We start from the raw sequence: 18,233 nt of genomic DNA on the forward strand, positions 1-18,233 counted from the left end.
ATGGCCGACCTGACCCCCACCCCGGACCGCCCCGGCCTCCACGTCAGTAAGCCCTCCCCGAATGCCCCGCCCACCGGCTCGGCGGTCTGCCACTGCGGCGCCACCGCGACCGCCACGGGCGATGCCCAGGTCAAGGCCCTGGTCGAGGGCTACACCAGCAACCACGGCCCCGCCCACCACCGGACGGAGGCCCGGCGATGACCAGCACGCAGAGTCCGTTGCGGGCCTTCAGCTTCGGCGGTGGCTGGCAGTCCATGGCCGCCCTCGTCCTCGCCGCACAGGGACGCATCGACTTCGACACCTTCCTGTTCGCCAACGTCGGCGACGACAGCGAGAACCCCGACACCATCACCTACGTCCGCGACTACGCCCAGCCCTTCGCCGCCGCCCACAACCTGAAGCTCATCGAACTGGAACGCCACCTCCGCGGCGGCCAGACCGAGACCATTCGCCAGCGCATCATCAACAGCAACGGCAGCCGCCAGACGATCCCCGTCTTCCTCTCCAACGGCAAACCCGGCGGCCGCGCCTGCACCTACGACTTCAAGATCCTCGTCACCGGAAAGTGGCTCAAGGCCAACGGCGCAACACCCCAGAACCCCGCCACCGTCGCCATGGGCATCAGCCTCGATGAGATCGGCCGCGCCAACGCAGGCAAGGCCATGCCCTACGAGCGGCTGACCTACCCGCTGCTGGACTTGAAGATTCGGCGGGCGGACTGCCCGCGCATCATCCGCACGGCCGGACTGCCCGTGCCCCCGAAGTCCTCCTGCGACTTCTGCCCCATGCGCAAGATCCCCGAATGGCAGGCCATGCGGGAGAAGAACCCCGCCCGGTTCGAGCGGGCCTGCCAGGTCGAAGAGACCATCAACCACCACCTCGCCGCCAAGGGCAAGCGCCCTGTCTACCTCACCCGCACCGGACGGCCCCTGCGCCACCTCTTCAAGGGCGGCGATCAGCTCCCCTTGTTCGACACCGACAACGAGGGCTGCGACAACGGGTGGTGCACCACATGACCCACACCGCCACCACGGCGGGCCTGGACCCGGCCACCCTGGGCGATCTGCTCCGGGTGGTCGGGGCTCCCGGCTTCGACCGCCTCACCGAACAGCTCCGCCGCACCGGCGGCTGCTTCCAGCCCATCCACCTCACCGGCGCCACCAAGACCATCGACAGGGCAACCGGCACCCTGCTGCACCACTACTCGACAGACACCGAGCCCGGGGGACGGTTACGGATCGCCTGCGGCAACCGCCGTGCCTCCCGCTGCCCCGCCTGCGCCTGGACCTACGCAGGCGACACCTACCACCTCATCCGAGCCGGACTCACCGGCGACCCCGACAAGGGCACCCCGACTACGATCCGGGATCACCCGCGGGTCTTCGCGACCTTGACGGCCCCGTCGTTCGGCCCGGTCCACAACCGGCCCGGCAACCGGCCCTGCCGCTGCGGCACCCGGCACGCGGAGGACGCCCCGGAGCTGGGCACACCGCTCGACCCGGACACCTACGACTACGCGGGGGCGGTGCTGTGGAACAACCACGCCTCCGACCTCTGGCGCTACTTCACGATCTACCTCCGCCGCGAAATCGCGAAGCGAGCCGGACTCACCCAGAAAGCCGCCCGCGAACAGTCCAAAGTCTCCTTCGGCAAGGTCGCGGAGTACCAGAAGCGCGGGGCCGTCCACTTCCACGCGGTCATCCGCTTCGACGGACCCGACGGCCCGGACACCCCGCCCCCGGCCTGGGCCACCCTCGACCTGCTGGACGACGCGATCCGCGCCGCCGCCGCCCGGGTTGAAGTAGTCGTGCCGGCCAACCCGGAAGCCGGGGTCAACGAGGGGTGGACGTTGCGGTGGGGCACGCAGCTCGACGTGCAGCCCATCGGCGCGTTCGGCAACGGTGAGGATCTGACCGAACAGGCCGTGGCCTCGTACGTCGCGAAGTACGCCACCAAGGCGGCCGAGACGACCGGCACCGTGGACCACCGGGTCGGCAACAAGGAAGCCCTCGTCCTCCTCGACGTGCCCGAGCACCCGCGGCGGCTGATTGAAGCGTGCCTGGACCTGCACCACGCCTACCCCGAGCGCAAGCTCCGCGACTGGGCCCACATGCTCGGCTTCCGCGGCCACTTCTCCACCAAATCCCGCGCCTACTCCACCACCCTCGGCGCCCTCCGCCAGGTCCGCGCCGACTACCGCGCCGCCGAACAACGCGCCGCCCTCGGCCTCCCCGACCCCGACGACCACCCGGAGGCCACCACGCTCACGCTCGCGCACTGGGCCTACGCCGGGAACGGCCACACCCCCGGCGAATCCTGGCTCGCCGCCAACATCCACCGCGACATCCAGCACAACCGCGAAACCGCCCGCGAACACCGCGCCGAACTGCAAGACCAACTCGCTCTGGAAGGAGCCGCATCGTGACCACCGCCACCGCCGAACTCCTCACCGTGCCTGAGGTCATGGCGCGGCTGAAGCTCGGACGCTCCACCGTCTACGACCTGATCCGCTCCCGCCGACTGGTCTCCATCACCATCGGCCGGGCCCGGCGCATCCCCGCCGACGCCGTACGGGACTTCATCGTCAACGAGATCGAGGAAGCCGCCTGATGCCTCCCCAGCGCAAGCGCAACCCCAACGGCGCGGGCACCATCACCAAGCGCAAGGACGGCCGCTATCAAGCCGCGGTATACGTGCTCCAGCCGGACGGCACCCGGGCCCGCAAGTTCGCCTACGGCAAGACCTGGGCCGAGTGCGACGCCAAGCGCCGTGACCTGCTCGCCAAGGTGGACCAGGGCGTACCCGTGCCCACGCGGTCGGCCAAGCTCGCCGAGTGGCTGCCCTACTGGCTGGAGAACATCATCAAGCCGCGCCGCAAGCGCACGACCTACGCGAAGTACGAGACGCACATCCGCCTCTACCTCGTGCCCATGCTCGGCTCGAAGCGCCTCGAATCGTTGAGCGTCGCTGACGTCCGGCGCTTCCTGGTCCGGCTGGAGCAGCAGACCACCGCGGCGACCGCCAAGGAGTCCCACCGCGTCCTGCGTACGGCGCTGACGGCTGCGTGCCGGGAGGAACTCGTCATGCGGAACGTGGCGACCCTCGTGGAACCGCCCTCCGCAGTGGCTCGGGATCTCTCCCCCTGGTCGTTGGACGAGACCCTGTCCTTCCTCACCGCCGCCCGGAAGGACCCGCTCTACGCAGCCTTCGTGCTCGCCATCGCGCTCGGCTTCCGCCGTGGGGAGATCGTGGGCCTTCGATGGGAGAACGTGGACCTCGACAAGCGGGAGATCCGGGTCCGCACTCAGCGGCAGCGTGTCCGCGGTGAGGCGTACGAGGACGATCCCAAGGGGCGTCGCAGGAAGCAGACGCTTCCCCTGCCCGCCCTGTGCGTGGCCCCGCTCCGCTGGGAACGTCTAAGGCAAGCGGCCCTGCGTGAGGCTGCCGGTGATCAGTGGGAGGAGACCGGCTACGTCTTCACCACCCGCTCCGGCCGGCCGATTGAGCCGCGCAACCTGTACCGCTCGTTCACCCGGGTCGCTGGCACCGCAGGGCTTCGCGTCATCCGGCTGCACGATGCCCGCCACGGCTGCGCGACCCTGCTCACCGCCGCTGGCGTCCCGCCCCGTGTCGTGATGGAAATCCTCGGGCACAGTCAGATCGCAGTGACGATGAACATCTATGCCCACGTCGTCCAGGACACGCAGCGCGAGGCCGTGAGTCACCTCGACCGGATGTTGAAGCGGCAGCGTCCCGACCGTGGGTGACCGCGCCCGTTGATGTCAGAAGTGGATGTCAAAGACCCCCAGCCATGATCGGCTGGGGGTCTTTGTGCTGGTGGGCGCGGACGGTTTCGAACCGCCGACATCTGCTTTGTAAGAGCAGCGCTCTACCCCTGAGCTACGCACCCGTGGATGAGGCAACAGGTTACATGGCTCACGGGCCCCCACCGCAAACCGGTTCCCGTCCTCACCATGCCGCGCCGTCCCGTAGCCGTAGCCCTGGCCGTGCGGGGGATACCCCCACCCCCAGGACGGTAGCCGTCCGGATGCCCTCCCCGGGGTGGCGGTGCATACGGTGAGGGCACATCGGCGGCACTACCTGGGGGACCCACCACCATGACCTTGCGTACGCGCACACTCACCGGCGCTCTCGGCGTCAGCGGTGGGGTTCTCGTCCTCCTCACCGTTCTCAGTGGGTGCGGGAGCACCGATGTCGACGACGCTCCTGCCGAGCGGAAGTCGTTCGCCCTCAGCGGTAAGGCGCTGACCATCGATTCCGAGAACTCCACCGTGGAACTGGTGCCCGCCGACGTGCGGCAGGTGGAGGTGACGCGGCGGTTCGACGGGTGGGTCGTGCTGGGGAGCGGGCCCGAGGCCGTCTGGGAGATGGACGGCGGGGTCCTGCGCCTTGAGGTGAAGTGCGAGGCGATGATCAGTGACTGCGCCGCGCACCACCGGGTGAGGGTGCCGCGTGGCGTGGCCGTGGCCGTGCGGGGGGACAACGGGAAGGTCACCGCCTCCGGGTTCGATACGCGGCTCGATCTCACGTCCCACAACGGCGGGGTCGTGGTGCGGGACTCCAGCGGTCCGTTGAAGCTGGGGAGTGACAACGGCGCTGTCGTCGCCGAGCGGATCTCCGCGGCCTCGGTGAACGCCCACTCGGACAACGGTTCCGTCCGGCTGGAGTTCACCGGCGTACCGACGCTGGTCGAGACCGTCAGCGACAACGGCAGCATCTTCGTCGAGCTGCCCGGGGGCGAGGAGGCGTACGCCGTGAACGCCGAGGCCGTCCACGGCGACGTCTCCGTGAAGGTGCCCCGTCGCGAGGACAGCCCCCACGTGGTGAGGGCGCGCAGCGACAACGGCGAAATCACCGTCCGAAGCGCGAACTAACCGACCCGTGCGTTCGTCCTACCTGGTGGGAGAATGAACCGGGCGGGGCGAAACGGCACGGGAGAGGGATGTGACGGCGACACACGCGCGGCCGCAGTCGGGAGCGGGTGGGAGTTCCGTCGTCCTGGACGTCCTGGCACTGATGCTGCTCCCGGTTCCCCTGCTGGTCGCCGCGTTGCCCGCGGCCTTCGCCGGCGGGGGTACGCGGCGCTGGTTCGGGGGCGTGGTGGTGGGAATGAGCGGGCGGAGGCCCAGGCGGCGAAGGATGCCGCCGCGGCCGCGTTCTACGAGCTCGACACCGCTCAGCGCGATCTGCTGATCTCCGTCGAGACGATCACGGCCGTGGACAGCTCGCCCCGTGCCCGTCAGGCCGTCGACGACTTCGCCGCGCTGGGGCGGCGGATCGACGAGGTGAGCCACACGTACATCACCGCCGTCGACGCGCACGACCTCGACCGGCACGATCTGGAGCCCTCCGTCGCCGCCCACGCGCTGACGGAGCTGACGAAGGCCAAGGACGAGCTCCTACGGGTCAAGGGCGAGCTCGACCGGTACGCGCGAGGGCTCGGGCCGCTGCTGGGCAGCGCCGAGACGCAGCTCGCCCGGCTGGCACCCGCCGTGGAGCGCGCACGGCAGGCACTGCTCGGCGCAAGCAACGCACTCGATGCCGTACGGGCGTCCGGAATGCGCGCCGACGACCTCGCCGCGCGGCTCGCGGCCCTCGCGCCCGAGCTGACGCGGCTCAACCAGGGCGCCGGCCGGCACGGCGTTCCGGAGACCCTGCAACGGGCCGACCAGGTGCTACGGGATGCCGAGGCCCTGCGGGCGGAGGCGGAGCGGCTGCCGGAGCGGGCCGCGGAGATCGACCGGCGTCTGGTGTCGCTCCGTACCCGCGCCCAGGCGCTGACGACACGCACGGGCTCGGTCGAGCCGGTCCTGAGCGAGCTGCGGCGCCGGTTCTCGGCCGCGTGCTGGCAGGACCTCCAGCCCGTTCACGACCAGGCCGTGGTGCACATCCGGCAGGCCGAGGAGAAGCTCGCGGAGGCCGCGAGGGCGCGCGACGAGCAGCGCTGGGCCGATGCGACGACGCGGCTGAGCACGGTGCGCGCCCTGCTGAACGCGACCGACGAGGCCGTTTCCGCGCCCGGTGACCGCTTGCAGCGGCTGGACGCGGTGGCCAAGGACCCGCAGCAGGAGATCCAGCGGACCCGTTTCGCGATCCGGGACGCCCAGCGCCTCGCGATGGCCGGCCGCCACACCCCCGACCCGCGCCATGCCAGGCCGCTGGACGACGCCGTCTCACGGCTGGACCGGGCCGTCGCGGGGCTGGAGGGGCGTCACCCCGACTACTGGCACTTCCTGACCGAGACCGAAGCGGTACGCCGGTCGGTGGCGCGCGTGGTCTCCGGCATCCGCGAGGAGCGCGGCGCCGGAGCGGGCACGGCGGGCGCCGGGAGCTGAGGGACCGCGGTGCGGGCCGGGGGGCGGCCCATTGCGGGGCCACCAGGAAGGTGATGGGGGCACGGAGCTGGATGGCCCGCGAGGGCTACGAGGGGCTGAAGGCGCGGGAGCCGGGCCGCTCTCCCCCGCGCACGTTTGTCCTCGGTCGGCCGTGGGTCGATCCTGGAGGTGTGGGCAGGCCGGTCCGCCGCTTTCGCAGGAGGTTCCCATGGCCCTTCACGTCCCCCGTCTGCGGCAAGCGCCGCCCGCGTCGCCGGGCCGGCGCGGCGGCAGCGTGCGGCTCGACGAGCATCTGCCGGTAGATCACCGGCTCAGCCAGGTCTACCGGGTCGGTGCCGGGCTCACCGGGCTCGTCCTGCTCGTCTTCGGCGTTCTCGGTCTCATCGACAAGATCGGTTTCTTCGACACCGGCGGCGACACCGTGGCGGGCCTCAGCACCAACGGCGCGCTCAGCGTCCTGTCCCTCTGCGTCGGGCTGATCCTCTTCGCGGGAATGGTGATCGGCGGCAACGCCGCATCCACGGTCAACATGGTCCTGGGGATCGCGTTCATCCTGAGCGGGTTCGTCAACCTCGCTCTGCTCGACTCCGGCTTCAACTTCCTCGCGTTCCGCATCCAGAACGTGCTGTTCAGCTTCGCCGTAGGTCTGATGCTGATGTTCTTCGGGATGTACGGACGCGTCAGCGGCCGTCTTCCGCACGACAATCCGTACTGGCGGGCCCGCCACCCCGAGCAGGCCGCGCGCGAAGCGGGGCGCCGCAGGGTTCCCCGTATGCCCGAGGTCCGGCGGTAAGGGCTGTCCCGTCATCCCTGGTGGATCAGCGCGCGGCGTCGCGTGCGGTGCATCGCGAGGCGGAGGAACGTCCGCATACTGGGGGTATTCGGGCGTTCGGACAGCGCGACGAGGTGCCGTAGCGGTCGTCGTGCGCCCGCCGGGGACTGCGGGACAGCCCTGAGGGGGCGTGGTGGATGCGGCCCTCGGGCTCTACCCTGGGTCCATGCCTCGCTATGAGTACCGCTGCCGCCCTTGCGGAGACACGTTCGAAGTCAGCCGTCCGATGGCGGAGTCCTCCGCTCCCGCTCCCTGCCCCGCCGGGCACGAGGACACCGTGAAGCTGCTCTCCACCGTCGCCGTGGGCGGCGCCCCGTCCGCCGCGCCTGCGCCCGCGCCGGCCGGTGGCGGGGACGGCGGGGGCGGCTGCTGCGGGGGCGGCTGCTGCGGCTGACCGGCGCGGGACGGGCGGCACACGGCTTCTCAGCGCGGCCGGTGGGCCCGGTTCACGCCCTTCCGCCGCTCCGCCCCCGCGGCTCCGATGAAGCGGCGCAGGATCTCCTCCCCTGCCGCCACGCCCGTCTCGCCCAGCACCTCGACGTTCGGGGCGGTCCAGCCGCTGTCGGCCAGTTCCCCGTGGCCGGGGCGCCAGGACCGGTCCGCCGCGAGCAGCAGGTCCGCGTCGAGGAGGGAGTCGCCGGCGGCGAGCGTCAGTGAGGCGCCGCAGCGGCGTGCGACCTCGTTCATCGCCGCGCTCTTGGTGAGCGGTTTCGGTACGGCGTAGATCTTGCGGCCCTGGAGCGAGACGGTCCAGCCCCGGCCGTCCGCCCAGTCCGCCAGCTCCTTGACCCACCCGTCGGGCAGCAACGAGCGCTCGACGACGAGATACGCGAAGAGGTCCTCGGCGATCCGTTCCTTCAGGAGCCAGGCGGGATCCGCGGCGGCGACGAGGTGGGCCCTGACCTCGGCGAGGGAGGCGCACTCGTCGCCGAGCCTGGCCGCGACCCGCCGCTGCCAGTCGGGGTCGGAGACCCCGTCGACCAGGATGTGTCCCCCGTTGGCGCAGATCGCGTACCGCGCGGGAGGGCCGGGGAGATGGATGCGGTGGTACTGCTCGCGGGTGCGGGTGGTGGTGGGCACGAAGACCGTGCTGCCGCCCAGCGCTTCGAGCAGCGCCCCGGCCGTCTCCGTGACGTAGGACAGCGGCTTGTGACCGTAGATCTCGACGCAGAGCAGCCGGGGCGCCTGCGCGTCCGGCATGGGCAGGTCGAGCGCCGCTGCCGAGTAGATGAGGGTGCGGTCGAGGTCGCTGGCCACCAGCGTCACCTGGGTACTCACTTGCCCGTCACCGCCTTGCCGTCCGCGCCGGTGGCACCCCGGGTGAACCGCGGGTGGATCAGCCCCACGCAGGTGTACGGGAGGTCGTCCACCTCCTCGACCGGTACGCCGCGCTGTTCCGCGAGCAGGCGTACGTGGGCGAGGTCGGCGTCGGCCCCGCGCTTGGCGAGGATCTTCCAGGGGACGCGGCGCAACAGGACGCGGGTGGTCTCCCCGACGCCCGGCTTGACGAGGTTGACGTCGTGGATGCCGTACTCCTCGCTGATCCTCTCGACGGCTGCCCAGCCCTCCCAGGTGGGGGCGCGGTCGGCCGCGAGGAGTTCCTTGACGTCGGCGTCGACCGCGTCCTCGACGTCGCCGAAGCGGTCCGCGACGGTGTCGACGAAGTGGCCGGAGACATCGGTGCCTGCGAGCTCCCGGTAGAACTTGGCCCCGTGGAAGTCGTCCGGGCCGACCAGGTCGGCGCGCAGGACCGTACGGGAGACGAGGCCCGAGACGGTGGAGTTGAGGCAGGCGGAGGGGATGAGGAAGTCCTCCCGGGTGCCGTAGGTCCGGACGCAGCCGCCGGGGTCCGCCAGGACCGCGATCTCCGGGTCGAAGCCCTCGAACTCCGCCAGGGCGGCGGCCAGTTCCCTGGTGATGGCGCCCTTGCCCGTCCAGCCGTCGACGAAGACGACGTCCGCCGGGTCGTGGTGGGCCGCCAGCCAGCGCAGGGCGTTGGCGTCGATGCCCCGGCCGCGCACGATGGAGACGGCGTAGTGCGGCAGGTCGAGCCCGTGGCGGTACTGCGCCCAGCGGCGCATCAGCACGCCCACGGGAGTGCCGGCGCGGGCGAGGGAGACCAGGACGGGGCGGGGGGACCGTTCGGCGAGGACGGTCTCGGTGACGGTGCCCACGGCCCGGGCCACCCGGGCGGCCGAGCTGTCGAGCGCGGCCTGGAAGAGGTCCTGGTACTGCGGGGTCGGCTGGTACTCGACGGGGAGCGACTCGGCGTAGTGCGCGCCACCGCTCTGTATCGCCTCCTCCCGCTCCTCGGTGGGTGCCTCGAGCTCGGTGCCGGCGAGGTCCTGGAGGAGCCAGCCGACGTCGTCCGCCGCGTAGGAGGAGAAGGCGGGGCCTCTGAGGGGCTCGGGCAGCATGGAGGGCTCCTGCCGTTCGGCGGCGCGGGGGGTGGCTGGGGCGCGGGGAGGGACGTACGAGGGGACCACGGCCAGCAGGACGTGACCGGTGTGCGCGGCCAGCCGGGCCAGCAGGCCGTCGGGGGCGTGCAGCGCGGGGGTGTCGGCGGTGGAGTCCACGACCGCCACGACGGCGTCGAATCCGGCGCCCGCCACGTTGTACGCGTACCGGTCGCCGGGTCCGTCCGCGGGGTCGTCGTGGGCCGGGAAGACCAGCCGGCTGCGTATCGCGTACCCGGGGTCGTCCAGGGCGAGGACCGGGGAGCGGGTCGTGGTGGAGTACCGCACCTCGGCGGTGGAGACCGCCTCCAGGACCGTACCGAGGCGGAGCGGGGCGTACATCAGCTCCTCGAATCCGAGGACGAGTACGCGCCGGGCGTCGCCCAGTGCCGCGTCGATCCGGGCCGCCATGCCCGGCAGGGCCGCTTCCAGGACCGCGCGGTGCGCCGGGGTGAAGCCGTGGCGTCCGCCGTCGGGGAGACCGGCGGGCCAGTCGAGCTCGACCCGGGTGGGGGCGGCCCCTGCGGACGCGCCGCCCGCCGGGCCGGACGCCGAAGCGGACGCCGCCGCCTCCTGGGCCGCCACCAGACTCTGACCGCGCTCCAGCACCCCCTTGGGCAGGAGCACCGTCCCGGCGCTCCTGGCCACCAGGTCGACGCGGGCGCCGATCTCGTCGGCGAACCCGGCCAGCCGCCCCCGGTCCGCCGCCGAGCGCATGTCCGCCAGCGCCACGATGACGTACCGCTCGCGGGGATACAGCTCGTGCAGGGCGCGGATGGTGTTGAGCACGGTGTTGCCCGTGGAGAACTCGTCGTCGACCAGCACCAGCGGCGCCCCGGAGGGCGCGGGCGAGAGCAGGTCCGGGTCCTCGGGCAGCAGCAAATGCGAGGTGGCGTGCGAGTGCGCCTCCTCGAAGCCGCCCGCACGGGCCACCCCCGCGACCGGGCGGCGTGTGGAGTGGAGGTACGGAGCCACGCCGAGCCCGTCCGCCACCGCGTGGCCGAGACCGGTCGCGGTCTCCGCGTACCCGAGGACGACCGCGCGGCGGGCCTCGGCCTCACCGAGGAGGTCGCGCACCCGCTCCCCCAGTTCGAAGCCCGCCCCGTAGACCACCGAGGGCTTCTGGGGCACGTGCTTGCCCAGCACGTTCGACACGAGCAGGTGTGCCCGCTTGGGGTTGCGGCGCAGGGCGAGGCCCAGCAGCTCCCGCAGCTCCCTGTCGCCGACGAGTTCGACTCCCAGCCGCTCGGCGACCCAGCTGCCCGTCCACACCACGTCTATGTCTCTTCCTTCGTCGCGCGCTCGCTCATCGATACGCGCTCACTCCGCCAGGCCCGCGGCCAGCAGCTCCACGAACCCGACGTCTTCCTTGGCCACACCGAAGACCTCGGCCCGCTGCACGGTGCGCTCGGCCCAGGCGCGGTGCGGCTTCACTTCGTTCATCTTGTTCGTGTACGCCGACCGCAGCACTCCGCCGCCCTCGCGCTCGGGCCGCAGGATGTCCTGGGCGTCGCTGAACTCCTCGTGGCTGACCACGGACAGCGCGTGCACGGGCATCACGTGGGACGGGTGGATGCAGGTCTTGCCGAGCAGCCCGTTGGCGCGGTCCAGCTCGATCTCGCGCAGCAGTCCGTCCAGGTCGTGCTCGATCAGGGCGGTGCGCAGCTCCTCGGCCCGCCCGGCGAAGGGGCTGCGGCGCAGCTGGGGCTTGAACATGCGCTCCTGGAGCCTGAAGTACTCCCACACGGGGCCGGTGATCGTGAAGCCCGAGCCGTCGGCCCGGCCCAGCACGTTGACGACGTCGCCGATGACGGCGCTGACGATCTGGACGTCGTACGCCGTCATGTCGGAGGCCCGGCGCAGTCCGTACGCCGAGCAGAAGTCGGTGACGCCGAGCCGCAGGGCGAGCACCCGGTCGCGGTACTTGTTCACGGTGCGGGAGATCCCCCGGAGGACCTCCGCCCGGGTCTCCAGGTGCAGCAGCTCGGGCGACTCCAGGACGGGCATCGCGAAGAGCCGCCGGCCGGCCGCCGCCTCGGCACTCGTGAGCGCCTCCATGAAGAGGACACCGCGCTCCTCGGTGAACTTCGGCAGGACGAATCCGGACAGCAGCCGGACCGAGCTGCCGAGCCGGCCCACCAGGTCGGTGATCTGCTCGGGGACGCGGACCCGGATGAAGAGCAGCGGAGTCTGCGCCCCCCGCTCGGCGAGGTCGGCGAACTGTCTGACCAGATTCGCCTCGCCGTCCGCCACCTCGGCGTCGTCGATCGAATCCTCCAGGCACAGCACCATCGAGACGACGCCGCGGCCCGCCTGCTTGGCCACGTCGTCGGCCAGGCGCGGCCGGGTCGCCGGGCTGTAGAGGGTGGCCCCCAGGGCCGCCGAGAGCACGTCGATGGGTGAGCCGGCGTCGAAGGCGCACGGCTCCTGGAAGAACAGGCCCTCTCGGGCAGCGGGCGAGATGTGCCCGAAATGACGCATATAATCCCCCGCGCTTGCCTGGTCGGCCGAACAACGTATGGCCGGTAATAGTACGTACGGACGGGTGTCGCCAGTTCCCCAGAGGCGTGAATTCCGGGTAACCCGTCCATTACAGGCACTCTTCACGAGCACCGCTACTTCACCCGTAACACCTTCCCGGCCACCGCCGCCGAAACCCGTCCGGTCCCCGCGTTGTCCGTCCGGCCGGAGAACAGGCAGGATGACGGGCATGACGCACGCGATGCTGAAGGGCTCGAACGTCCCCCTCGACGCCACTGCCGTACGGGCCGTTCTGCGCTGGACCCCCGGCGCCGGTGTCCCCGATGTGGACGCGTCGGCCCTGCTGCTCGGCGCGTCCGGCCGGGTGCGTTCCGACGAGGACTTCGTCTTCTACAACCAGCCCCGGCACCCCTCCGGTCTGGTACGGCGCCTGCCCAAGCGCAGCGTCCCCGAAGGGCTCACCGACACGATCGAGGCGGACCTCTCCGCGCTCGACCCCTCGGTCGAGCAGGTGGTGATCTCCGCTTCGTCCGACGGGGCGGCGTTCGAACAGGTCAGGGATCTGCGCATCCTGCTGTACGACGCGGCTTCGGCCGAAGGTGATCCGCTGGCCGTCTTCGACGTCCGGGCGGAGACGGGCGAGGAGACCGCCATCATCTGCGGCGAGCTCTACCGGCGGGGGGACGGCTGGAAGTTCCGGGCGGTCGGGCAGGGCTATCCGACCGGCCTCGTGGGGCTGGCGACGGCCTTCGGCATCTCGGTCGACGAGACGGCGGCGGAGCCCGAGCCGGGCCGGACGGCCGGCCCCGCGCGGACCGCACCCGCCCGGACCGCGGCCGCGCCTCCGTTCCCACCCGCGCCGGCGCACGCGCCCGACCCCCAGGCCACGGTGCAGCACCATCAGCCCGCGTACGGGTACCCGCAGCCGGCCGGGCAGCACGCGGCCCCGCCCCGGCCCGCCTACGGCTTTCCCCAGCCGGCCGCCGCACCGCCCGCCTACGGTTATCCGCAGCCCGCCGCGGCGGCCGCGCACGCCCCGGACCCCGGTTTCACGCTGCCCCCGCAGGGACCCCAGTTCGTCAGGTGAGCCCTGGCGGGGAGGTACGCAGGTACCGGCCCCGTCAGGCGCGGGTCTTGTAGCCGCGGCCCCACTGCATGCCGAAGCCGTAGAGCCGGTCCAGCTCCGACTGGAAGCCGTACACGAACTTCACCTCGCGCCGCACGATCAGCTCGTCCTTGACGTTGTCGACGGTGAACACGGCGCAGGACCGGGCCTGCGGGGCCCTCTCGTCGAGCTCGATCTCGATCCGGGGGCCGTTGCCGGGGTAGAGCGTCACCTTGGCGTGCGTACGGTCGAAGGCCGGCGTCTGGTCGTAGATGTAGACGAAGAACAGCAGGCGCTTGATCTGGTCGCGCTGGTCGAGGTTGACGTACACCGTCTCCCCGGAGGGCGCCCCGAAGCGGTCGTCGCCGCTGAGCCGGACGTACGGCGGCCCGTTGAGATCGCCGATCAGGTTGCCCAGGGGCTGCACCACGCCCCGGGTGCCGTCCTTGAGCTCGTACATACAGCCCAGGTCCAGGTCGACGTTGACCACGCCCTGGGTGTGCGCCTGGACGACGTCGGGCTGGAAGAGCTTCATGGGGCGCAGCAGCCGGCCGCTCTGCCGCGACCTGCCCTCGATGTCCGAGCTGCGCATCCTCCAGGAGAGGTTGACGCGCAGGTTTCCGGACAGGGCGCCCTGTTTGTTCAGTGAGACCGTGGCGTGCCGCTTGGAGAGCAGGATGGAGTTCGTCGCGGAGTTACCCGCCTCGAACACCGCGTCCCGCCCCGGCCACAGGCTGTCCCAGAAAGCCATCCCAACCCCCCACATCGTCCGGTGGTGCCCGGGTGGAGCCCGCCGGCCGGGCTCCAGGCGTCCCGGGCGTCGTCACAGCCCCCGTACGTCACTGCGGGGCGGCCCGGGCCGGTTCCGGAGAACCGCCGCGTGTGGGCCGCCCCGCAGAGAGCGTTCCTCATTCCCTGCCGGGTCACACCCCGGAGGAGACTTCCGCCTTGGACGCGGAGCCGTCGCCCCCGTCGCCGCCCGCCGCCGCGAGCGCCTTGTTGCGGCGCAGCGAGGACCAGAAGGACCAGGCGATGAGTACGACGCCGACGAGACCGGTGATGATCTCGTTGATCTCGAACCGGATGGTGATCAGCAGGATGACGGAGAGCGCGCCGATGGCGTAGTGCGCTCCGTGCTCCAGGTAGACGTAGTCGTCCAGCGTGCCCTGGCGGACCAGGTAGACGGTGAGCGAACGGACGTACATGGCGCCGATGCCGAGGCCGAGGGCCATCAGCACGATCTCGTTGGTGATGGCGAAGGCGCCGATGACGCCGTCGAACGAGAAGGACGCGTCGAGCACCTCAAGGTAGAGGAACATGAAGAACGCGGCCTTGCCCGCGATCACGACCGCGGAGACCGGCTTGCCGGCCTTCTTGGCCCTCTCCTCGGCCTCGTGTTCGCGCTCCTCCTCCTCTTCGAGCTTGTTCTCGAAGAACCCGGAGAGCCCGCCGACGATGAGGTACGTGATCAGACCGGCGATACCGGCGAGCAGGACGGTCTCCGCCTTGTCCGCGTGACCGCCGCCGTGCTGGTGCGCCTGGGGCGCGAACCACATGGCCGAGATCAGCAGCACGATCAGGGCGACACAGACCGACAGCATGTCGACCTTGCCGAGCTTGCCGAGCGGGCGCTCCAGCCAGCCGAGCCACTTGATGTCACGGTCCTCGAAGATGAAGTCGAGGAAGATCATCAGCAGGAACATGCCACCGAAGGAGGCGATGGACGGATGGGCGTCCGTCACCAGTTCCTTGTAGCGGTCGGGGTCGTTGAACGACAGGTCGATGGCTTCCAGGGGCCCGAGCTGGGCACTGACGGCCACGATCACGACGGGGAAGACCAGCCGCATACCGAAGACGGCGATGAGAATGCCGATGGTGAGGAAGATCTTCTGCCAGAACTCACTCATCTTCTTGAGGATTCCGGCGTTGATCACCGCGTTGTCGAAGGACAGCGAGATCTCCAGGATCGACAGGATCGCGACGATACCGAAAGCCTGCCACCCCCCGTAGAACACCGCTGCGACCAGGCCGGCCGCGGTAACCGCGAACGACCAGCCGAAAGTTTTCAGAATCACTGGCACCCCATCGTGTGTGTACGGACCTCCCCCGGTGAGTGAGGGTCCCCCGCGCGTACGCGGCTTTACGAAACGTTGACCCCGAAGTCTAGAGCGATGCCCCGGAGCCCCGACGCGTACCCCTGCCCGACCGCACGGAACTTCCACTCTCCGTTGTACCGGTAGAGCTCGCCGAAGATCATGGCGGTCTCCGTCGAGGCGTCCTCGCTCAGGTCGTACCGCGCCAGCTCCTGGCCGTCCGCCTGGTTGACCACGCGGATGAAAGCGTTGCTGACCTGCCCGAACGTCTGCCCGCGATTGTCCGCCTCATGGATCGACACCGGGAAGAGGATCTTGTCGCAGTGCGCGGGGACCTCGTCGAGGCGCACGACGACCGACTCGTCGTCGCCGTCGCCCTCCCCCGTGAGGTTGTCGCCCGTGTGCTCAACGGAACCGTCCGGGCTCGTGAGGTTGTTGTAGAACACGAACCACTCGTCGCCGAGGACCCGGCCCGACTGGCACAGCAGTGCGCTGGCGTCGAGGTCGAAGTCGGCCCCCGTGGTGGATCGCGCGTCCCAGCCGAGCCCGACCAGTACCTGGGTGAGGTTGGGAGCGGCCTTGGAGAGGGAGACGTTGCCTCCCTTGGCGAGCGTGACGCCCATGTGTGTCCTCCCCGTGTCGATGGTCGAGAACGTCCGGCGCCGCACATGGTGCGGCGCCGGACGGAGAAACGTGGCGTGGCTCAGACGTTCACACCGAAGTCCTGCGCGATACCGCGCAGCCCCGATGCGTAGCCCTGGCCGATGGCGCGGAACTTCCACTCGGCACCGTTGCGGTACAGCTCGCCGAAGACCATCGCGGTCTCCGTCGAGGCGTCCTCGCTCAGGTCGTACCGCGCCAGCTCCTGGCCGTCCGCCTGGTTGACGACGCGGATGTAGGCGTTGCGGACCTGGCCGAAGCTCTGCTGCCGGCTCTCGGCCTCGTAGATCGAGACCGGGAAGACGATCTTGTCGACGTCGGCGGGGACACCGGCGAGGTTCACCTTGACGACCTCGTCGTCACCCTCGCCCTCACCGGTGAGGTTGTCACCGGTGTGCTCGACGGAACCGTCGGGGCTCTTGAGGTTGTTGAAGAAGACGAAGTTGCCGTCGTTGCCCACCTTGCCGTCGACACCCGTCAGCAGCGCGCTGGCGTCGAGGTCGAAGTCCCCGCCGGTGGTCGTACGGGCATCCCAGCCCAGACCGACGATGACCGCCGTCAGGTTGGGTGCGGCCTTGGTCAGCGAGACGTTGCCGCCCTTGCTGAGGCTGACTCCCACGAGTCCTCCCATAGTTTTAAGGGGCCGGCAGAACCAGCGTCCCCATCGTGCGTTGGCATCGGATCAACGAATGGATCCTAGTGACCGGTTCCCTGCCAAAACAGGCTTTTGGCAGGGCGGCGCCAGGAGATCTCCCGGATGGCGCCTCCGGGAGCGTGCCGGGTCAGATGGCGTCGAGGGCCTTGATGTAGTCCTTGAGGTCCCGCGCGTCCGGGAGGCCGTTGACGACGCTCCAGCGGACCGTGCCGTCCTTGTCGATGACGAAGGTGCCGCGCACCGCGCAGCCCTTGTCCTCGTCGAAGACGCCGTACGCCCGTGAGGTCTCCCCGTGCGGCCAGAAGTCCGAGAGCAGCGGGTACTCAAGGCCCTCCTGCTCGGCGAAGACACGCAGGGTGTGGATGGAGTCGTTGGAGACGGCGAGCAGCTGGGTGCCGTCGTTCTGGAACCGGGGCAGTTCGTCACGCAGCGCGCAGAGCTCGCCCGTGCAGACACCGGTGAAGGCGAACGGGTAGAAGAGCAGCACGACGTTCTTCTCGCCGCGGTAGTCGGAGAGCCTCACGGTCCGCCCGTGGTTGTCCTTCAGCTCGAACTCCGGGGCCTGGCTGCCGACCTCGATCGCCATGTGACGCGTCCTTCCGTACTCCAGCGCATACCCGGACCGGTCCGCCCGGGCCTCCCACCCTATGCAGTGGACCCGCCCGTACCCGTACGAAGGCCCCCGGCGGCATGATGCCGTCCGGGGGCCCCGGGTGGTGGGAGAGGGGGTCAGCGCTTGGCCTTGGCCCCCTTGGGGGTGACCAGACGGCTCCCCGTCCAGTCCTTGCCCGCACTGACGCTCTTGGTCTGGGCGAGACCGGCCGTCTGGGCGGCCTCGTTGATGTCGCTCGGCTCGACGTATCCGTCACGGCCGGTCTTGGGCGTCATCAGCCAGACCGCACCGCCGTCCTCGAGCAGACCAATGGCATCCACCAGCGCGTCCGTAAGGTCGCCGTCCTCGTCGCGGAACCAGAGGATGACGACGTCTGCGACGTCGTCGTACTCCTCATCGACGAGTTCCTGGCCGGTAGTGGCCTCAATGCCCTCACGGAGCTCCAGCTCGACGTCGTCGTCGTAGCCGATCTCCTGGACCACTTGTCCGGGCTCGAACCCCAGGCGTGCTGCCGGGTTGGTCCGCTCCTCCGCGTGGTCCGCGGTCGCGCTCACGGGTTGCCTCCTGATCATGTTTCGGAAAATGCTTCAGCCACGCGCGTGCGCGGGGCGTTGGCCGTAGTCCACACGGGCTCGGCGAATCGCGCAAGTACCCGGCGTCCGAGACCGCCTAAACGGTGACGTTCCCTGCCACGTCGCCGCATCCTCCGGCCGGTCTCCTGCCGGGGCCTCGACAGCGCCCGATCCGTTTACGTCCTTCCTCAGCTTATGCCGTTTCGATCCGCCAATCGGAGTCGAACAGCCTTTGGGAACGCTTGGACGGGTTGGGCGTATGGTTGCGGTTTGGCCCGTCCCCTCCTCCGACGCCCATACTCGTGCCCCGGCCGCGAGGCTCCAGAACCTCGCGGTTACCTCACGGTAGAGATGACGTTTGCGCCCTCGCGGTACACGATGGAGGCGGCGCACAGCAGATGTCCCGGGGG

Annotated in this window: 18 protein-coding genes, 1 tRNA gene and 1 pseudogene; 10 read left to right on the forward strand and 10 right to left on the reverse strand. The window is 70.4% G+C overall.

Going from position 1 to position 18,233, the window contains the following annotated elements; translation table 11 throughout:
* The 5 genes from Sfulv_RS07795 to Sfulv_RS07815 are packed head-to-tail and all read left to right on the forward strand — an operon-like array spanning position 1 to position 3,767.
* Positions 1–201 carry a hypothetical protein gene (locus Sfulv_RS07795; protein ID WP_173313009.1) on the forward strand — a complete coding sequence of 67 codons (201 nt, stop codon included), beginning with the start codon at positions 1–3 and terminating at the stop codon, positions 199–201.
* A complete protein-coding gene (locus tag Sfulv_RS07800) occupies positions 198–1,016 on the forward strand; it encodes a phosphoadenosine phosphosulfate reductase (RefSeq protein WP_173313010.1) in 819 nt (272 codons plus the stop codon). Before Sfulv_RS07795 ends, Sfulv_RS07800 begins: the two co-directional genes overlap by 4 nt.
* The gene (gene repSA / locus Sfulv_RS07805) at positions 1,013–2,425 is read left to right on the forward strand and encodes a replication initiator protein RepSA (RefSeq protein WP_173313011.1); all 1,413 of its coding nucleotides are present in this window, start codon (positions 1,013–1,015) and stop codon (positions 2,423–2,425) included. The genes Sfulv_RS07800 and repSA overlap by 4 nt, the downstream gene beginning before the upstream one ends.
* The gene (locus Sfulv_RS07810; RefSeq protein WP_030118376.1) at positions 2,422–2,610 is read left to right on the forward strand and encodes a helix-turn-helix domain-containing protein; all 189 of its coding nucleotides are present in this window, start codon (positions 2,422–2,424) and stop codon (positions 2,608–2,610) included. The genes repSA and Sfulv_RS07810 overlap by 4 nt, the downstream gene beginning before the upstream one ends.
* The gene (locus tag Sfulv_RS07815; protein ID WP_030118375.1) at positions 2,610–3,767 is read left to right on the forward strand and encodes a tyrosine-type recombinase/integrase; all 1,158 of its coding nucleotides are present in this window, start codon (positions 2,610–2,612) and stop codon (positions 3,765–3,767) included. Before Sfulv_RS07810 ends, Sfulv_RS07815 begins: the two co-directional genes overlap by 1 nt.
* Positions 3,768–3,835: 68 nt before the next feature.
* Here Sfulv_RS07815 and Sfulv_RS07820 read toward each other — a convergent pair.
* Positions 3,836–3,910, reverse strand: a tRNA-Val gene (locus tag Sfulv_RS07820).
* A 208-nt stretch (positions 3,911–4,118) separates the two neighbouring features.
* Here Sfulv_RS07820 and Sfulv_RS07825 point away from each other — a divergent pair.
* From Sfulv_RS07825 to Sfulv_RS07840, 4 genes and pseudogenes are all read left to right on the forward strand, one after another.
* Positions 4,119–4,895: a DUF4097 family beta strand repeat-containing protein gene (locus Sfulv_RS07825; protein WP_173313012.1), complete on the forward strand. Its 777-nt coding sequence runs from the start codon at positions 4,119–4,121 to the stop codon at positions 4,893–4,895.
* A gap of 70 nt (positions 4,896–4,965) precedes the next feature.
* Positions 4,966–6,356, forward strand: a pseudogene (locus tag Sfulv_RS07830) (hypothetical protein).
* Positions 6,357–6,564: 208 nt separating this feature from the next.
* Positions 6,565–7,149, forward strand: coding sequence for a DUF4383 domain-containing protein (locus tag Sfulv_RS07835; protein ID WP_173313013.1), 585 nt, complete (start codon positions 6,565–6,567; stop codon positions 7,147–7,149).
* A 205-nt stretch (positions 7,150–7,354) separates the two neighbouring features.
* Positions 7,355–7,582: an FmdB family zinc ribbon protein gene (locus tag Sfulv_RS07840; protein ID WP_173313014.1), complete on the forward strand. Its 228-nt coding sequence runs from the start codon at positions 7,355–7,357 to the stop codon at positions 7,580–7,582.
* Between the two features lie 29 nt (positions 7,583–7,611).
* Here Sfulv_RS07840 and Sfulv_RS07845 read toward each other — a convergent pair whose 3' ends face one another.
* The 3 genes from Sfulv_RS07845 to Sfulv_RS07855 are packed head-to-tail and all read right to left on the reverse strand — an operon-like array spanning position 7,612 to position 12,125.
* Positions 7,612–8,466, reverse strand: coding sequence for an HAD family hydrolase (locus Sfulv_RS07845; RefSeq protein ID WP_256668830.1), 855 nt, complete (start codon positions 8,464–8,466; stop codon positions 7,612–7,614).
* Positions 8,463–10,925 (reverse strand): phosphoribosyltransferase, encoded by a 2,463-nt coding sequence (locus Sfulv_RS07850; protein WP_173317668.1) that lies wholly within the window; start codon positions 10,923–10,925, stop codon positions 8,463–8,465. The genes Sfulv_RS07845 and Sfulv_RS07850 overlap by 4 nt, the downstream gene beginning before the upstream one ends.
* 39 nt (positions 10,926–10,964) lie before the next feature.
* Positions 10,965–12,125 (reverse strand): HpcH/HpaI aldolase/citrate lyase family protein, encoded by a 1,161-nt coding sequence (locus Sfulv_RS07855; protein ID WP_173313015.1) that lies wholly within the window; start codon positions 12,123–12,125, stop codon positions 10,965–10,967.
* A 229-nt stretch (positions 12,126–12,354) separates the two neighbouring features.
* Between Sfulv_RS07855 and Sfulv_RS07860 the strand changes: the two genes are divergently transcribed.
* On the forward strand, positions 12,355–13,212 hold the full coding sequence (locus Sfulv_RS07860; protein WP_173313016.1) for a TerD family protein: 858 nt from the start codon (positions 12,355–12,357) through the stop codon (positions 13,210–13,212).
* Between the two features lie 34 nt (positions 13,213–13,246).
* On the opposite strand, the gene Sfulv_RS07865 is transcribed toward Sfulv_RS07860, so the two are convergent.
* From Sfulv_RS07865 to Sfulv_RS07890, 6 genes are all read right to left on the reverse strand, one after another.
* A complete protein-coding gene (locus Sfulv_RS07865; protein ID WP_173313017.1) occupies positions 13,247–13,981 on the reverse strand; it encodes a TerD family protein in 735 nt (244 codons plus the stop codon).
* Positions 13,982–14,153: 172 nt separating this feature from the next.
* Positions 14,154–15,305 carry a DUF475 domain-containing protein gene (locus tag Sfulv_RS07870; RefSeq protein ID WP_173317670.1) on the reverse strand — a complete coding sequence of 384 codons (1,152 nt, stop codon included), beginning with the start codon at positions 15,303–15,305 and terminating at the stop codon, positions 14,154–14,156.
* A 65-nt stretch (positions 15,306–15,370) separates the two neighbouring features.
* Positions 15,371–15,946 (reverse strand): TerD family protein, encoded by a 576-nt coding sequence (locus Sfulv_RS07875; RefSeq protein ID WP_173313018.1) that lies wholly within the window; start codon positions 15,944–15,946, stop codon positions 15,371–15,373.
* 80 nt (positions 15,947–16,026) lie between these two features.
* Entirely contained in the window at positions 16,027–16,602 is a 576-nt protein-coding gene (locus tag Sfulv_RS07880) for a TerD family protein (protein WP_173313019.1), read from the reverse strand.
* 163 nt (positions 16,603–16,765) lie between these two features.
* Entirely contained in the window at positions 16,766–17,224 is a 459-nt protein-coding gene (locus Sfulv_RS07885) for a peroxiredoxin (protein ID WP_173313020.1), read from the reverse strand.
* A gap of 143 nt (positions 17,225–17,367) precedes the next feature.
* Positions 17,368–17,805 (reverse strand): DUF3052 domain-containing protein, encoded by a 438-nt coding sequence (locus tag Sfulv_RS07890; protein ID WP_173313021.1) that lies wholly within the window; start codon positions 17,803–17,805, stop codon positions 17,368–17,370.
* Positions 17,806–18,233: the final 428 nt, after the last annotated feature.

Source organism: Streptomyces fulvorobeus, from assembly GCF_013167895.1.
GTDB lineage: Bacteria > Actinomycetota > Actinomycetes > Streptomycetales > Streptomycetaceae > Streptomyces > Streptomyces fulvorobeus.

Excerpts from the sequence above, each read along its gene's own strand:
- Sfulv_RS07860 (WP_173313016.1), top strand. The coding sequence starts at position 12,355 with ATGACGCACGCGATGCTGAAGGGCTCGAACGTCCCCCTCGACGCCACT.
- Sfulv_RS07825 (WP_173313012.1), top strand. The coding sequence starts at position 4,119 with ATGACCTTGCGTACGCGCACACTCACCGGCGCTCTCGGCGTCAGCGGT.
- Sfulv_RS07875 (WP_173313018.1), bottom strand. The coding sequence starts at position 15,946 with ATGGGCGTCACGCTCGCCAAGGGAGGCAACGTCTCCCTCTCCAAGGCC.
- Sfulv_RS07795 (WP_173313009.1), top strand. The coding sequence starts at position 1 with ATGGCCGACCTGACCCCCACCCCGGACCGCCCCGGCCTCCACGTCAGT.
- Sfulv_RS07840 (WP_173313014.1), top strand. The coding sequence starts at position 7,355 with ATGCCTCGCTATGAGTACCGCTGCCGCCCTTGCGGAGACACGTTCGAA.
- Sfulv_RS07815 (WP_030118375.1), top strand. The coding sequence starts at position 2,610 with ATGCCTCCCCAGCGCAAGCGCAACCCCAACGGCGCGGGCACCATCACC.
- Sfulv_RS07835 (WP_173313013.1), top strand. The coding sequence starts at position 6,565 with ATGGCCCTTCACGTCCCCCGTCTGCGGCAAGCGCCGCCCGCGTCGCCG.
- Sfulv_RS07855 (WP_173313015.1), bottom strand. The coding sequence starts at position 12,125 with ATGCGTCATTTCGGGCACATCTCGCCCGCTGCCCGAGAGGGCCTGTTC.
- Sfulv_RS07800 (WP_173313010.1), top strand. The coding sequence starts at position 198 with ATGACCAGCACGCAGAGTCCGTTGCGGGCCTTCAGCTTCGGCGGTGGC.
- Sfulv_RS07865 (WP_173313017.1), bottom strand. The coding sequence starts at position 13,981 with ATGGCTTTCTGGGACAGCCTGTGGCCGGGGCGGGACGCGGTGTTCGAG.
- Sfulv_RS07885 (WP_173313020.1), bottom strand. The coding sequence starts at position 17,224 with ATGGCGATCGAGGTCGGCAGCCAGGCCCCGGAGTTCGAGCTGAAGGAC.
- repSA (WP_173313011.1), top strand. The coding sequence starts at position 1,013 with ATGACCCACACCGCCACCACGGCGGGCCTGGACCCGGCCACCCTGGGC.